This is a genomic window from Streptomyces vulcanius (assembly GCF_042653945.1).
GTDB classification, from domain to species: domain Bacteria; phylum Actinomycetota; class Actinomycetes; order Streptomycetales; family Streptomycetaceae; genus Streptomyces; species Streptomyces mangrovi.
The window spans coordinates 74,314-87,842 of the sequence record NZ_JBHSFK010000036.1 but is presented as its reverse complement, the minus strand read 5'-3'; the positions used below and the strand labels follow the sequence as shown (position 1 = coordinate 87,842).

General features: G+C 68.9%; 11 protein-coding genes and 4 tRNA genes. 10 read left to right on the top strand and 5 right to left on the bottom strand.

The genetic code is table 11. From position 1 onward, the window contains the following. Positions 1 to 154 precede the first annotated feature (154 nt). Together ACFPIH_RS40745 and ACFPIH_RS40740 are read right to left on the bottom strand one after the other, a co-directional pair. Positions 155 to 694, bottom strand: a complete 540-nt coding sequence (locus tag ACFPIH_RS40745; RefSeq protein WP_381171420.1) for a hypothetical protein — start codon at positions 692 to 694, stop codon at positions 155 to 157. 86 nt (positions 695 to 780) lie between these two features. Further along, positions 781 to 1,131 carry a metallopeptidase family protein gene (locus ACFPIH_RS40740; protein ID WP_381171418.1) on the bottom strand — a complete coding sequence of 117 codons (351 nt, stop codon included), beginning with the start codon at positions 1,129 to 1,131 and terminating at the stop codon, positions 781 to 783. 136 nt (positions 1,132 to 1,267) lie between these two features. On the opposite strand from ACFPIH_RS40740, the gene ACFPIH_RS40735 reads away from it, so the two are divergent. The 8 genes from ACFPIH_RS40735 (at position 1,268) to ACFPIH_RS40700 (ending at position 8,188) form a co-directional block, all read left to right on the top strand. Continuing rightward, positions 1,268 to 2,707 (top strand): metallophosphoesterase family protein, encoded by a 1,440-nt coding sequence (locus tag ACFPIH_RS40735; protein ID WP_381171416.1) that lies wholly within the window; start codon positions 1,268 to 1,270, stop codon positions 2,705 to 2,707. Positions 2,708 to 2,813: 106 nt separating this feature from the next. Then, a tRNA-Glu gene (locus ACFPIH_RS40730) sits at positions 2,814 to 2,886 on the top strand. Positions 2,887 to 2,924: 38 nt separating this feature from the next. Next, positions 2,925 to 2,999, top strand: a tRNA-Asp gene (locus ACFPIH_RS40725). Between the two features lie 24 nt (positions 3,000 to 3,023). After that, a tRNA-Phe gene (locus ACFPIH_RS40720) sits at positions 3,024 to 3,097 on the top strand. A 69-nt stretch (positions 3,098 to 3,166) separates the two neighbouring features. After that, entirely contained in the window at positions 3,167 to 3,463 is a 297-nt protein-coding gene (locus ACFPIH_RS40715) for a hypothetical protein (protein ID WP_381171414.1), read from the top strand. 68 nt (positions 3,464 to 3,531) lie between these two features. Continuing rightward, positions 3,532 to 7,476, top strand: coding sequence for an ATP-dependent RNA helicase HrpA (hrpA, locus tag ACFPIH_RS40710; protein WP_381171412.1), 3,945 nt, complete (start codon positions 3,532 to 3,534; stop codon positions 7,474 to 7,476). A 94-nt stretch (positions 7,477 to 7,570) separates the two neighbouring features. Beyond that, positions 7,571 to 7,645: transfer RNA gene (locus tag ACFPIH_RS40705), tRNA-Asp, on the top strand. 327 nt (positions 7,646 to 7,972) lie between these two features. Then, positions 7,973 to 8,188, top strand: coding sequence for a DUF6274 family protein (locus ACFPIH_RS40700; RefSeq protein ID WP_381171410.1), 216 nt, complete (start codon positions 7,973 to 7,975; stop codon positions 8,186 to 8,188). Between the two features lie 482 nt (positions 8,189 to 8,670). On the opposite strand, the gene bldC is transcribed toward ACFPIH_RS40700, so the two are convergent. Continuing rightward, positions 8,671 to 8,877, bottom strand: coding sequence for a developmental transcriptional regulator BldC (bldC, locus tag ACFPIH_RS40695; RefSeq protein WP_003949541.1), 207 nt, complete (start codon positions 8,875 to 8,877; stop codon positions 8,671 to 8,673). A 631-nt stretch (positions 8,878 to 9,508) separates the two neighbouring features. Continuing rightward, entirely contained in the window at positions 9,509 to 10,351 is an 843-nt protein-coding gene (locus ACFPIH_RS40690; RefSeq protein WP_381171408.1) for a DUF8083 family protein, read from the bottom strand. 303 nt (positions 10,352 to 10,654) lie between these two features. Between ACFPIH_RS40690 and ACFPIH_RS40685 the strand changes: the two genes are divergently transcribed. After that, positions 10,655 to 11,746: a Leu/Phe/Val dehydrogenase gene (locus ACFPIH_RS40685; protein ID WP_381171406.1), complete on the top strand. Its 1,092-nt coding sequence runs from the start codon at positions 10,655 to 10,657 to the stop codon at positions 11,744 to 11,746. A 310-nt stretch (positions 11,747 to 12,056) separates the two neighbouring features. Next, positions 12,057 to 12,314, top strand: coding sequence for a DUF3073 domain-containing protein (locus ACFPIH_RS40680; protein ID WP_381171404.1), 258 nt, complete (start codon positions 12,057 to 12,059; stop codon positions 12,312 to 12,314). A gap of 67 nt (positions 12,315 to 12,381) precedes the next feature. On the opposite strand, the gene purM is transcribed toward ACFPIH_RS40680, so the two are convergent. Continuing rightward, positions 12,382 to 13,491, bottom strand: coding sequence for a phosphoribosylformylglycinamidine cyclo-ligase (gene purM / locus ACFPIH_RS40675; protein ID WP_381171402.1), 1,110 nt, complete (start codon positions 13,489 to 13,491; stop codon positions 12,382 to 12,384). Positions 13,492 to 13,529 lie beyond the last annotated feature (38 nt).

Below are 13,529 nucleotides of genomic sequence, written 5' to 3'. Positions count from 1 at the left end.
GGTCCAGCCACGGCAAGGGAGAGTACGCGCCACACGGCGCGCTCTGCGGTGGCGCCGGGCTCATGGGATCAAACGATCTACCACCATACGCACCCTCCCCACCCCAAGGCAAATCCGCTCCCTGAGACGCCGATCACGACCCTCCGGGAACCCCCTACGCCGGTGCCCCCGCCTCAGGCGCCGGTTCCCGCTGGACCAGCTGCGGTGCCGTCCCGTCACCCTCCTCGTGGGCCGAGGAGGACGGCTCCGCGACCGTGGGCTCCGGTGTGGGCGACGGCGGCTCGGGCGTCGGTGCCGGCGGCTCCGGATCCGGCGAGCGGGTGGGCACCGGCGGCTGCGACCCCGTCGGGGTCGGCACCCCCGGCTTCTCCGTCCGCCCCGGCTGCACGGGCCCGGCCGAGGCCGACGCGCTCGGCCCCGCCGACGCCGGGGCCGAGGCACTCGCGGCCGGCGCGCTCGCCCCGCGCCTGCCCTTGCCGTGCCCGCGTTTGCCGTCCTCACCGCCGGCCGCGTCCAGATGGCCGCCGCCCGTGCCCGCGGGACCCTCGCCCGGCGCGTCGGCACCCTGCCGCCCCGCCGAGTGCGAGGGCTTGGCCTTGCCGCCCTCGTCATCCCCCACGCTCATGCAGCCGGCTGCCGCCGCGACGACCATGACGGTGGCGGCCAGGCGAACGGGTACGTACAAGGGGCGCACGAGGCCACCTCCGGTGCAGGCACAATGAGTCGACATCCCCAACTCCCGCCGCCCGCAAGAGGACACGCGGCCTCTTCGCGAAGGGGTCAGCCGTAGCCCAGGGCGTGCAACCGCGCGTCGTCGATCCCGAAGTGATGCGCGATCTCGTGCACCACGGTGACCTCGGTCTCCTCGACGACCTCCTCCCGCGTCTCGCACATCCGCAGCGTCGGCCCCCGGTAGATCGTGATCCGGTCGGGCAGCACGCCCGCGTACCACTCCCCCCGATCGGTCAGCGGAGTCCCCTCGTAGAGCCCGAGCAGCTCGGGATCGTCCGCCGACGGCTCGTCCTCCACGAACACCGCGACGTTGTCCATCAGCCGCGTCAACTCCGGCGGAATCCGGTCCAGCGCCTCGGCGACCAGTTCCTCGAACTGCTCACGCGTCATCTCCAGCACACGCCCATTGTCCGGTACGACGGCCGAGCCGGGAGGTCACGAACACTCACCGCGAGAACCGGCGAGGGCAGGCGAGGGCAGGCGAGGGCAGGCGAGGGTCCGCATACCCGTCCCCGCACCCGGGCATACGGCACCAATGGCCCGCGCCCGTCCCCTCGCCCTCCTGCCCGACCTCCACTCCCGCACCCGCCCCTGGCTCCGCGCCCTGGGGCTCGCCGCGGTCGTGCTCTTCGGCGCCTGGCTCGGCCTGCTGGCCGTCGGGAACGTACGCGTCCCGGTCGGCCCGATGAACACCACGATGACGCTGCGGCCCTCCCTCACCGGCGGCACGAAGATCAACGTCTCCCCGCTGGGCGCCCTCTCCCTGGACAGCCACACCGCGCCCGTCCGCCTCGACGTGAACGTCGACCAGCTCGACCCCGTCCGCTCCCAAGCCCTCGTCGACCACCCCGAGCGCCTCTCCGGCCTCCAGGACGAGGTCGCCCACGACGTCGAACACGGCACCCTCGACCTCGCCGTCCGCTCCGGCGTCGCCGTGGTCTCCGGCGCCACCGCCCTCGGCCTCGCCGTCTACCGCCGCCCCCGCCGCGCCCTCGCCGCCGGCGGCCTCGCGCTCACCCTGCTGGCCGCCTCGGGCGCCACGGCGTACGCCACCTGGAACCCCGAGTCCGTCCTGGAACCCCGCTACTCGGGACTGCTCTCCTCCGCCCCGTCCGTCGTCGGCAACGCCCGCAGCATCGTCACCGACTTCGACGTCTACCAGCAGGAACTCGCCCGACTGGTGACGAACGTGACCAAGCTGTACGACGTCACGTCCACGCTTCCGGCCTACCAGCCGGACCCCACCACCGTCCGCGTCCTGCACGTCTCCGACATCCACCTCAACCCCGCGAGCTGGAAGATCATCGCCTCGCTGGTGGAGCAGTACAAGGTGAACGTGATCGTCGACTCCGGCGACACCATGGACCACGGCACGGCCGCCGAGAACGGCTTTCTGGACCCCGTCGCCGACCTCGGGGCGCCGTACGTCTGGGTCCGCGGCAACCACGACTCCCGCAGCACCCAGAGCTACCTCGAACGCATGAAGAACGTTCACGTCCTGGACGACGGCCGCACCGTGAACGTCGCCGGGCTACGGTTCGCGGGCATCGGCGACCCCCAGTTCACCCCCGACCGCTCCGCCGCGCCCGGCGCCGACGCGACGCAGGAGTCGGCGGGCGACCACCTCGCCGCCGCCCTGCGCGCCCAGACCCGCGCGGACACCCCCGTCGACGTGGCCGTCGTCCACGAACCCTCCGCCGCCCGCCGCACCGACGGCACGGTCCCCCTCGTCCTGTCCGGCCACCTCCACCACGAGGAGATGGAAGTCCTGCCGAAGGGCACCCGCCTCCGCATCGAGGGCTCCACGGGCGGCAGCGGCCTGCGCGCCGTCGAGGGCAAGTACCCCGACCCGATCGAGGCGTCGATCCTCTACTTCGACCGCGACAGCCGGCGCCTCCAGGCCTGGGACGAGATCAAACTGGGCGGCCTGGGCCAGACGACGGCCGAGGTCAGCCGCCACCTCCCGAAGGACTGACGACTGCGTCGCGCGGGGCTCCGTAAACCGTTTTGGCGATCCCTCCCGCCATCCCATATGCTTCGGGTGTCCCCGACGCGCTGCGAAGCGCCCAGGCGGGCCGATAGCCCTCATCGTCTAGCGGCCTAGGACGCCGCCCTTTCAAGGCGGTAGCACGGGTTCGAATCCCGTTGGGGGCACGTAACACCGTGTGCGACACTGTCGTACGCAACAGCTTGGTCCTGTGGAGCAGTTTGGAGTGCTCGCCACCCTGTCAAGGTGGAGGCCGCGGGTTCAAATCCCGTCAGGACCGCTGAGGTTTCACGTGAAACCTCGTGGCTGGGTAGCTCAGTTGGTACGAGCGATCGCCTGAAAAGCGATAGGTCGCCGGTTCGACCCCGGCCCCAGCCACAGCGAAGGCCCCAATCCTCGGATTGGGGCCTTGTTGCATGTCGTACGGCCGACACAGGGTGGGACGGTATGGGCGGGGACATCGAGCTGGAGAAGGCTCGGGCGCGGTTCGGGCTGTTGGCGGTGGTGGTGAGCAATCTCGCGATCGCGGCGATCGCCGCCTTCGGGGTGTGGCAGCTGGACGGGGACAAGTCGGTGATCGTCGGCGTACTGACCGCGGCGTTCACGGCGGTGAGCGGTACGACGACCGCGTACCTGGGGATCAAGGCCGTCTCGAACACGGCGAAGTCGATGGCCATGAGCGAGTCGCAGCGCCGTGCGGAGTCGGCGGCTCCGGCGCAGCCCGCCTCTCCGCCGGGTCCGTAGCGCGCGTTGGGCATGTGGGTCAAAAGGGTTCGCCAGGAATTTCGGCGAGGTGAGATCCTGGTTCCCGTATGTCTACGCACCCTGCCCCCGCCCTCGGGGCCCTCGCCCCCCGCCTGACCGAGTTGTCCCTGCGTGACGCGCACCGGCTCGGGCGCAGGCTCGAAGGCGCGCGCAAGATCCGCAAGCCGGAGACGCGTGCCGCCGTCCTCGCCGAGATCGAGGCGGAGGTCGCCCAGGTCGAGGAGCGGATGGCGCTGCGGCGCGGCCGTGTTCCGGCCGTCACGTATCCCGAACAGCTCCCGGTAAGCCAGAAGAAGGACGACATCGCGGCGGCGATCCGCGATCACCAGGTCGTCATCGTCGCCGGTGAGACCGGGTCCGGCAAGACCACCCAGATCCCGAAGATCTGTATGGAACTGGGGCGCGGCGTCCGCGGGATGATCGGGCACACGCAGCCGCGTCGTATCGCGGCCCGTACGGTCGCCGAGCGGGTCGCGGAGGAGTTGCGCACGCCGCTGGGCGAGGCCGTCGGCTGGAAGGTGCGGTTCACCGACCAGGTGAACCCGGACGCCACCTTTGTGAAGCTGATGACGGACGGCATCCTGCTCGCGGAGATCCAGACCGACCGTGAGCTGCGCGCGTACGACACGATCATCATCGACGAGGCCCACGAGCGGTCCCTCAACATCGACTTCCTGCTGGGTTATCTGGCCCGGTTGCTGCCCCGCCGCCCGGACCTCAAGGTCGTCATCACCTCCGCGACCATCGATCCGGAGCGGTTCTCCCGGCACTTCGGCGAGGCCCCGATCATCGAGGTCAGCGGGCGGACGTATCCGGTGGAGGTGCGTTACCGGCCCCTTCTGGAGGAGGACGCCGAGGACGCCGACCGGGATCAGATCACCGCCATCTGTGACGCCGTCGAGGAGCTCCAGGCCGAAGGGCAGGGCGACATCCTCGTCTTTCTGTCCGGTGAGCGGGAGATCCGGGACACGGCCGACGCGCTGGAGAAGAAGAAGTACCGGTTCACCGAGGTGCTTCCGCTGTATGCCCGGCTCTCGCACGCCGAGCAGCATCGCGTCTTCCAGCCGCACACGGGCCGCAGGATCGTTCTGGCGACCAATGTCGCCGAGACCTCCCTCACCGTCCCCGGCATCAAGTACGTCATCGACCCCGGTTTCGCCCGGATCTCCCGCTACAGCCACCGGACCAAGGTCCAGCGGCTGCCGATCGAGGCGGTCTCGCAGGCCAGCGCCAACCAGCGCAAGGGCCGTTGCGGTCGTACGTCCGACGGCATCTGTGTCCGGCTGTACTCCGAGGACGACTTCCTGGCCCGTCCGGAGTTCACGGACGCGGAGATCCTGCGTACGAATCTCGCGTCCGTGATCCTGCAGATGACCGCGGCCGGTCTGGGCGACATCGAGAAGTTCCCGTTCATCGACCCGCCGGACCACCGCAACATCCGTGACGGTGTGCAGCTGCTCCAGGAGCTCGGTGCGCTCGACCCCACGCAGAAGGACCCGCGGAACCGGCTGACACAGACCGGCCGGAAGCTGGCCCAGCTGCCCGTGGACCCGCGGCTGGCGCGCATGGTGCTGGAGGCTGAGAAGAACGGCTGTGCGCGAGAGGTCATGGTCATAGCGGCAGCGCTGTCCATCCAGGACCCGCGCGAGCGCCCCGCGGACAAGCAGGCCCAGGCCGACCAGCAGCACGCCCGGTTCAAGGACGAGACCAGCGATTTCCTCGCGTACCTGAACCTGTGGCGGTACGTCCGTGAGCAGCAGAAGGAGCGGGGGTCGTCGTCGTTCCGGCGGATGTGCAAGCAGGAGTACCTCAACTTCCTGCGCATTCGCGAATGGCAGGACATCTACACGCAGCTGCGCACGGTCGCCAAGCAGATGGGGATCGACCTCAACGAGCAGGACGCCGGCGGGGACAGCATCCATGTCTCGCTGCTGGCGGGACTGCTGTCCCACATCGGTATGAAGGATGTGAAGGACGGCGCGAAGAACGAGTACCTGGGTGCGCGGAGTGCCAAGTTCGCGATCTTCCCGGGCTCGGCGCTGTTCAAGAAGACCCCGCGTTTCGTGATGTCCGCCGAGCTTGTCGAGACGAGCCGGCTCTGGGCGCGGGTCAACGCGAAGATCGAGCCCGAGTGGGTGGAGCCGCTCGCCGGTCATCTCCTGAAGCGGACGTACAGCGAACCGCACTGGGAGAAGGACCAGGCGGCGGTGATGGCCTTCGAGAAGGTCACGCTGTACGGCGTTCCGATCATCGCCCAGCGGAAGGTCAACTACGGCCGGATCGACCCGGAGGCGAGCCGCGAGCTTTTCATTCGCAACGCCCTGGTCGAGGGTGACTGGCGTACGCACCACAAGTTCTTCGCCGACAACCGCAGGCTGCTCAGCGAGGTCGAGGAGCTGGAGCACCGGGCCCGGCGCCGGGACATCGTCGTGGACGACGAGACGCTGTTCGACTTCTACGACCAGCGGGTGCCCGAGGATGTCGTGTCCGGGGCGCACTTCGACTCCTGGTGGAAGCGGAAGCGGCACGAGGAGCCGGAGTTCCTGGACTTCGAGCGGGCGATGCTCATCCGGGAGTCGGCGGAGGCGGTCACCAAGGACGACTATCCCGACTCGTGGCCGCAGGGTCAGCTGAAGTTCCGGGTGACGTACCAGTTCGAACCGGGTGCGGACGCGGACGGCGTCACGGTCCACATCCCGCTCCAGGTCCTCAACCAGGTCACGGACGACGGCTTCGAGTGGCAGATCCCCGGCCTGAGGGAAGAGGTCGTGACGGAGCTGATCCGTTCCCTGCCGAAGCCGATCCGCCGCAACTACGTGCCGGCGCCGAACTTCGCGAAGCGCTTCCTGGACCAGGTGGTGCCGCTTCAGGAGCCGTTGACGACGGCCATGGCGCGCGACCTGAAGCGGATGGTCGGTGTGCCGTTCGAGGCGGAGGACTTCGACTGGTCGAGGCTCCCGGACCATCTGAAGATCACCTTCCGGATCGTCGACGAGCGGCGCCGGAAGCTGGCCGAGGACAAGGATCTCGAGGCGCTGAAGCTGCGTCTGAAGCCGAAGGCGCGTCAGGCCCTCTCCCAGGCCGCGGCGGCGACGGCCGAGCGGCAGGGCGGCGAGTCCCTGGAGCGCAGGGGTCTGACGGACTGGACCATCGGCTCCCTCTCCCGTGTCTTCGAGGCGCGCCGCGCGGGCCAGCCGGTGAAGGCGTACCCGGCGCTGGTGGACGACGGCGACACGGTCTCCGTACGTCTCTTCGACACGGAGGCGGAGCAGGCGGAGGCCATGTGGAAGGGCACCCGGCGGCTGATCGTCCGCAACATCCCGGTGAACCCTGCGAAGTTCGCGTCCGAGAAGCTGACCAACGCGCAGAAGCTCGCGTTGTCGGCCAATCCGCACGGTTCGATACAGGGTCTGTTCGACGACTGTGCGATGGCCGCGGCGGACAAGCTGATCGGTGACTTCGGCGGGCCGGCCTGGGACGAGGAGTCGTACCGGAAGCTGTACGAGAAGGTGCGCGCGGAGATCGTCGACACGACGGTGCGTACGGTCGGGCAGGTGCAGCAGGTGCTGGCCGCCTGGCAGGCCTGTGAGCGCCGGCTGAAGACCGTGCGCAGCCCCACGCTGCTGGCGAACCTGACGGACGTGCGCAAGCAGTTGGACGCCCTGGTGAAGCCGGGCTTCGTGACCTGGGCGGGGCTGCGGCGGCTCCCTGACCTGATGCGTTACCTGGTCGCCGCCGACCGGCGGCTCCAGCAGATGCCGACGAACGTCCAGCGGGACACCACGCGCATGGAGAAGGTCCATGAGATGCAGGACGAGTACGCCTGGCTCCTGGAACAACTCCCCCAGGGTCGGCCGGTCCCCTCCTCGGTGCTGGACATCCGCTGGATGATCGAGGAGCTCCGGGTCAGCTATTTCGCCCACGCGCTGGGCACGGCGTACCCGGTGTCGGACAAGCGGATCGTGAAGGCGATCGACGCGGAGGTGCCGTAACGGGTCCGGTACGGAGGGTGAGTTCGACCAGCGGGCGCGCCCTCCTGTACAGTCCTTCTCGCAGCACAGCGCAGCACAAAATGCCGCAAAACCTGGTCCTGTGGAGCAGTTTGGAGTGCTCGCCACCCTGTCAAGGTGGAGGCCGCGGGTTCAAATCCCGTCAGGACCGCAGTAACGAAGGGCCCGTATCCCGGTGAGGATGCGGGCCCTTCGGCATGCCGCCGCCCGCACAGGCCAACCTGCCACCCTGTCAAGGTGGAGGCCGCGCCCGCGGCGCAGCCGCAATCGGGTACAGCAAATCCCGTCAGGACCGCAGTAAACGAAGGGCCCGTATCCCGGTTGAGGATGCGGGCCCTTCGGCATGCCATCGCCCGCGCGGCTCACACCGCAGGTTTCCAGGTGGTTGCATACCCGTCGGTTCCCTTGACGGCGTCACTTTCCCTCGGTACCCAGAACTCAGGGCCCGTTCCCCGCGTGGTCCGGCTGGAGGTGTCGTATGGCGGCGTCGGCTAGGCACGAGACGCGGGCGTTGCTCCGCGCGCATCTGTCGGCCGCGTCGTCGTATCGGCATCTGACCCGCCACTGCCCGATCTGCCACCGCTTACTGCGGCTGGCGACGGACGGGGCTCCCCTGCCCTCCCAGGCCCCCGTGGAAGGCTCCGCGCAGGTCTCCGGGAGTGAGAGCCGCCCGGCCGGCCCGCCGGCGAGCTGAGCTCGCGTGAGATCACCTGACCCTCACCCTCAACAGCCGTACGGGGCACGGGCGATGGATGCAAGCGCTCCCCCGCCATCCCCTTTAGCGCACCCAAGCCTTCGACGACAAGGACACTGGCATGTGACAGGTGTCACGGCATAAGTTTTGGAACCGGGCCTTCTTACCAGTCTCCTACAACTAGTCAATTTAATATGTGCAATTGCACCACTCTGGAGGATGCCCCCAGCAACCCTCCCAAGAGCCTCCCCAGAGCTTCCCCACACTCCGACAAGGACGCTCACAGAGCGACGCGAAACCCTCCCGGAACCGACTCCCAGCGCACAAAAAAGATCGCGCTGGACCCGGCGGAGTCCAGCGCGATCGACGACGTTCCATGTGGGCGAGGGACCTGTTGGGGCAGGACCCACGTCGCTTGGAGCTAGGTTTCGGGCGGCCCGACAGGTTGGGGGACCTGGCGTTTTGCCCTGTTATTCAGTTGTTCAGGCCTCGCTGCGCTGCTGCGGAATACCCGCCAGCAGGGCACGGACCTCTGCCTCGCGGTAACGGCGGTGTCCGCCGAGCGTGCGAATCGACGTGAGCTTGCCGGCCTTCGCCCACCGCGTGACCGTCTTGGGGTCGACGCGGAACATTGTGGCGACCTCAGCCGGGGTCAGCAGCGGCTCAGCATCAGGGGTGCGAGCGGTCATGAGCGGCCTCCTCGGGAGAACCGAACCTTCTCGGTTCTTTCCTCTAAATTCTGCACCTTGACCCGCGTTGCCCGAAATGGCGGACGCGAGTCGAGTCGGTTATAGGACGAACGGCTTGTCCTCGGCACTACAACTACACCATCTGTCCAGCCGCGTCGGCCAAACCGATGGAATTGCCCCCCAGGTGTTCATCGGCGACGGAAGCCGATGGACCATGCCATAGCGGACAGTCACGTCACTGTGACGATCAGTCACAGGGGCGCTCAGGAGTCACCAGACCCCCCAAAGCGTGCAATGCAGAGATTCCCCCCACCATGGAGCATAAGTAGGCGGATGGAGCCCTCCCCGGACTCCTTGTCCTATTTTGGCACGAGGAGGGGCAAGCGACGCAAGGGCCGTGTACGTGCGGTCCGTCACCCTTGGGACAAAAGCCCGGATCGGGACCTACGTCCCGTCAGTTCCGTGAAGTTCCGCCGACCGTACGCTGTTCGACCCATTTCGGCCGTGACGCACGTCACTTACGAAAGCGCTGTCACGTCTGCCACATCATCAGTTCACAGCATCAACATACCGGTCGGTCGGCCGACCGGTATGCCAGATCGGTCGGGGATCAGTGGGGGGCGGTCGGGGATCAGTTGGCGGACCGGCGGTCCCGGACCGACCGCCACCGTTCCACGAGCCGCTCGTACGCCTCGCCCGCCGCCGCCCCGTCCCCGGTCCGCAGCGCCTGGATGCCCGCGGCCACGTCGGCCGCCGAGTGGTCGTCCTCCAGATCGCCGGCCGGGAGGGTGTGCACCAGGCCGCCGTAATCCAGTTCCACAAGCGAACGCGGATGGAACTCCTCCAGCCACCGTCCGACGTCCAGCAGCCCGTCGATGAGCGGCCCCTCGTCCATGGCCTCCTTGAGCGCGCGCAGCCCCCGGGCCACCCGGCGCCGCGCCTGCACCATCGGCGTGCGGTAGCGCAGCACCGGCGCCACCTCGGCCGTGCCCTTCTCGTACGCCCGTTCGTCGTCCGAGACCAGCACGAACCAGTCCAGCGGCACCTGCCAGGTCGCCGTGCGGATCCAGGGGCGGGCGTCGGGGTTGCGCTCGCGCCAGCGCTCGTAGTCCTTGGCGGCCTGCGCCCGGACGACCTCGGGCAGCACCGCCTCCAGGACCGGCCGGGGCAGTTCGTCGCCCAGCTCGGCCAGGGCCTGCCAGCCGCGCAGCCGGGTGCGCCAGGGGCACACGCACAGCACGCCGTCCACGTCGAGCACGAACGCGTCGCTGCTCTCGTGCACCGGGACCGCGACCGGCGGGATGGGCAGCAGGTCGGCCAGCGAGCGGCGCAGTTCGTCCTGGTAGGAGGGTTGGTCGGGGCGGCGGGCGTAGCGCGCCCAGTGGCTGCGCTCGGGCTCCGGGAAGGCGGCCAGTGGCTCGTACACGCGCAGGTACGACGCGTACGGGACGATCACCGAGGACACCTTGGGCACGCCTGCTCCCTCCCCCGCCACCGGGCCGGGAAACCTGATCACTCGGGCGACCGATCCAGCCGGAGGAGCACGACCGATCCATGCCGGAAGGCCACGAAACCGATCCACGCCGGAAGACGCGGCCACCCAGGGAAAATCAGGGAAATCGTCGCATGGGCGCCATGCGGGCGTACTCCGGTAGGAGGTGATCCCGAACACTGCCGGTTCGTCCGGCCGTCCAGGGCCTACGCTCGTCCCACAGGCCCCCGCCACCCCTTGGGAGCCTGTGTCCCGACCGCCGCAAGTTACCCAGGAGTCACCACCGTGACCGTCGTAGACAACGGCGTCCTGCACTCCCTGTTCCACTCGGACCAGGGCGGTCATGAGCAAGTCGTGCTCTGCCAGGACCGTGCCAGCGGCCTCAAGGCCGTCATCGCCCTCCACTCCACCGCCTTGGGCCCCGCGCTCGGAGGCACCCGCTTCTACCCGTACGCGACCGAGGCGGAGGCCGTCGACGACGCGCTGAACCTTGCGCGCGGGATGTCGTACAAGAACGCCATGGCCGGGCTGGATCACGGCGGCGGGAAGGCCGTGATCATCGGGGATCCCGAAGGGATCAAAACCGAACAGCTGTTGCTCGCCTACGGCCGTTTCGTGGCCTCGCTGGGCGGGCGGTACGTGACCGCCTGCGATGTCGGCACCTATGTCGCCGACATGGACGTCGTGGCCCGTGAGTGCCGCTGGACGACGGGGCGGTCCCCGGAGAACGGGGGCGCGGGCGACTCCTCGGTCCTGACCGCCTTCGGTGTCTACCAGGGCATGCGGGCCAGCGCGCGGCACCTGTGGGGCGACCCGTCGCTGCGCGGCCGTACGGTCGGCGTCGCGGGGGTCGGCAAGGTCGGCCACCACCTCGTGGAACACCTGCTGGCGGAGAACGCCCGGGTCGTGATCACCGACGTGCGCGAGGACGCCGTACGGCGGATCGCCGACCGGCACCCGTCCGTGGCCGTCGTCGCGGACACCGAGGCGCTGATCCGGGTCGACGGGCTCGACATCTACGCCCCCTGCGCACTGGGCGGAGCGCTGAACGGCGAGTCGGTGCCCGCGCTGACGGCGCGCATCGTGTGCGGCGCGGCCAACAACCAGCTCGCCCACCCGGGTGTCGAGAAGGACCTCGCGGACCGCGGGATCCTCTACGCGCCGGACTACGTGGTGAACGCCGGCGGGGTCATCCAGGTCGCCGACGAACTGCACGGCTTCGACTTCGAGCGGTGCCGGGCGAAGGCCGCGAAGATCTTCGACACCACGCTCGAGATCTTCGCACGTGCGAAGGAGGACGGGATTCCGCCGGCCGCGGCGGCCGACCGGATCGCCGAACTCCGGATGCACGAGGCGGCACGCGCGCGTGGATGGTGAGATTCCGGTGGCGGCCCCGCGCGGGGCCGCCCCGGGTTTGGTCGGTACCGCCGGGTGGAAAGTTAGAGAGAACTCTCACTCTTCCCGGCGGGTCGTCCGCCGATAAGTGGTTAAAATCGCCACTGACCAGCGAGGACGGGGCGTCTCAAAGGTCCTGCGCACACGCGCTTCGTACGGGCGACGTACCGTACGGGCGTGGGCTCAGGTACCGTGGGAGCCCTACGGCGGGCTCTCCGAGGAGAGACCGTTCTGGATCATGAACGCGTGTCAACCTGGGGCCAGCGAGCCCCGTCGTTGAGGGGGTCGAGCCATGGGGCGCGGCCGGGCCAAGGCCAAGCAAGCGAAGGTCGCCCGCCAGCTGAAGTACAACAGCGGCGGGACAGATCTCTCACGCCTGGCCGAAGAGCTGGGCGCATCGCCATCGAACATGCCGCCGAATGGCGAACCGTTCGAGGACGATGACGATGAGCAAGACGACGACCCGTACGCACGGTACGCCGAGTTGTACGGGGACGATGACGACGAGGACGAGGACTCCTCGCACCAACAACACCGTCGCGGCGCTTGACCTTGTTTGAGCATTCACCCGGTCGGTGACTTCGGTCACCGACCGGGTCTTGTGCTGTCCACAGGACTCAGCCGGCGTAGTCACCGACCAGTTCGGCTCCGGTGGTGTGCTCGCCGCGCTCGGTGATCTCGCCGGCGATCCAGGCCTCGACGCCTCGGTCGGCGAGTGTGGCCAGGGCCACGTCCGCCGACTCCTCGGGCACGATCGCGATCATGCCGACGCCCATGTTCAGGGTCTTCTCCAGCTCCAGCCGCTCGACCTTGCCGGTCCTTCCGACGAGGTCGAAGACCGGCGCCGGGGTCCAGGTGGAGCGGTCGACAATCGCGTGCAGCCCGTCGGGGACGACCCGGGCCAGGTTGGCCGCGAGTCCGCCGCCGGTGATGTGCGAGAAGGCGTGCACGTCCGTCGTACGGGTGAGGGCGAGGCAGTCCAGCGAGTAGATCTTGGTGGGCTCCAGGAGCTCCTCGCCGAGCGTGCGGCCGAAGTCCTCCACGCGCGCGTCCAGCGACAGTCCGGCCTGGTTCAGCAGCACGTGCCGGACCAGGGAGTACCCGTTGGAGTGAAGGCCGGAGGCCGCCATGGCGATCACCGCGTCACCCGTACGGATGCGATCCGCGCCGAGCAGCCGGTCGGCCTCCACGACGCCCGTACCGGCGCCGGCGACGTCGAAGTCGTCCTCGCCGAGCAGGCCGGGGTGTTCGGCCGTCTCGCCGCCGACGAGGGCGCAGCCGGCCAGCACACAGCCTTCGGCGATGCCCTTGACGATGGCGGCGACCCGCTCCGGGTGGACCTTGCCGACGCAGATGTAGTCGGTCATGAACAGCGGCTCGGCGCCGCACACCACGATGTCGTCCATGACCATGGCGACCAGGTCGTGGCCGATGGTGTCGTAGACGCCCAGCTGCCGGGCGATGTCGACCTTCGTGCCGACGCCGTCCGTGGCGGAGGCGAGGAGCGGACGCTCGTAGCGCTTGAGGGCGGAGGCGTCGAAGAGGCCGGCGAAGCCGCCGAGGCCGCCGAGGACCTCGGGGCGCTGCGTCTTCTTCACCCACTCCTTCATCAGCTCCACCGCGCGGTCGCCCGCTTCGATGTCGACGCCGGCGGCCGCGTAGGAGGCACCGGATACACCGGATGCACCAGATGTACCGGAAACGCCGGATACGTGGGTCTCAGACATTGCCTGGGATCTTTCGGGTTGGTTTCTGGGAGGCCTAC

Coding starts and splice junctions, on each gene's coding strand:
- ACFPIH_RS40735 (WP_381171416.1), top strand. CDS start 1,268: ATGGCCCGCGCCCGTCCCCTCGCCCTCCTGCCCGACCTCCACTCCCGC.
- hrpA (WP_381171412.1), top strand. CDS start 3,532: ATGTCTACGCACCCTGCCCCCGCCCTCGGGGCCCTCGCCCCCCGCCTG.
- ACFPIH_RS40715 (WP_381171414.1), top strand. CDS start 3,167: ATGGGCGGGGACATCGAGCTGGAGAAGGCTCGGGCGCGGTTCGGGCTG.
- bldC (WP_003949541.1), bottom strand. CDS start 8,877: ATGACCGCTCGCACCCCTGATGCTGAGCCGCTGCTGACCCCGGCTGAG.
- purM (WP_381171402.1), bottom strand. CDS start 13,491: ATGTCTGAGACCCACGTATCCGGCGTTTCCGGTACATCTGGTGCATCC.
- ACFPIH_RS40700 (WP_381171410.1), top strand. CDS start 7,973: ATGGCGGCGTCGGCTAGGCACGAGACGCGGGCGTTGCTCCGCGCGCAT.
- ACFPIH_RS40680 (WP_381171404.1), top strand. CDS start 12,057: ATGGGGCGCGGCCGGGCCAAGGCCAAGCAAGCGAAGGTCGCCCGCCAG.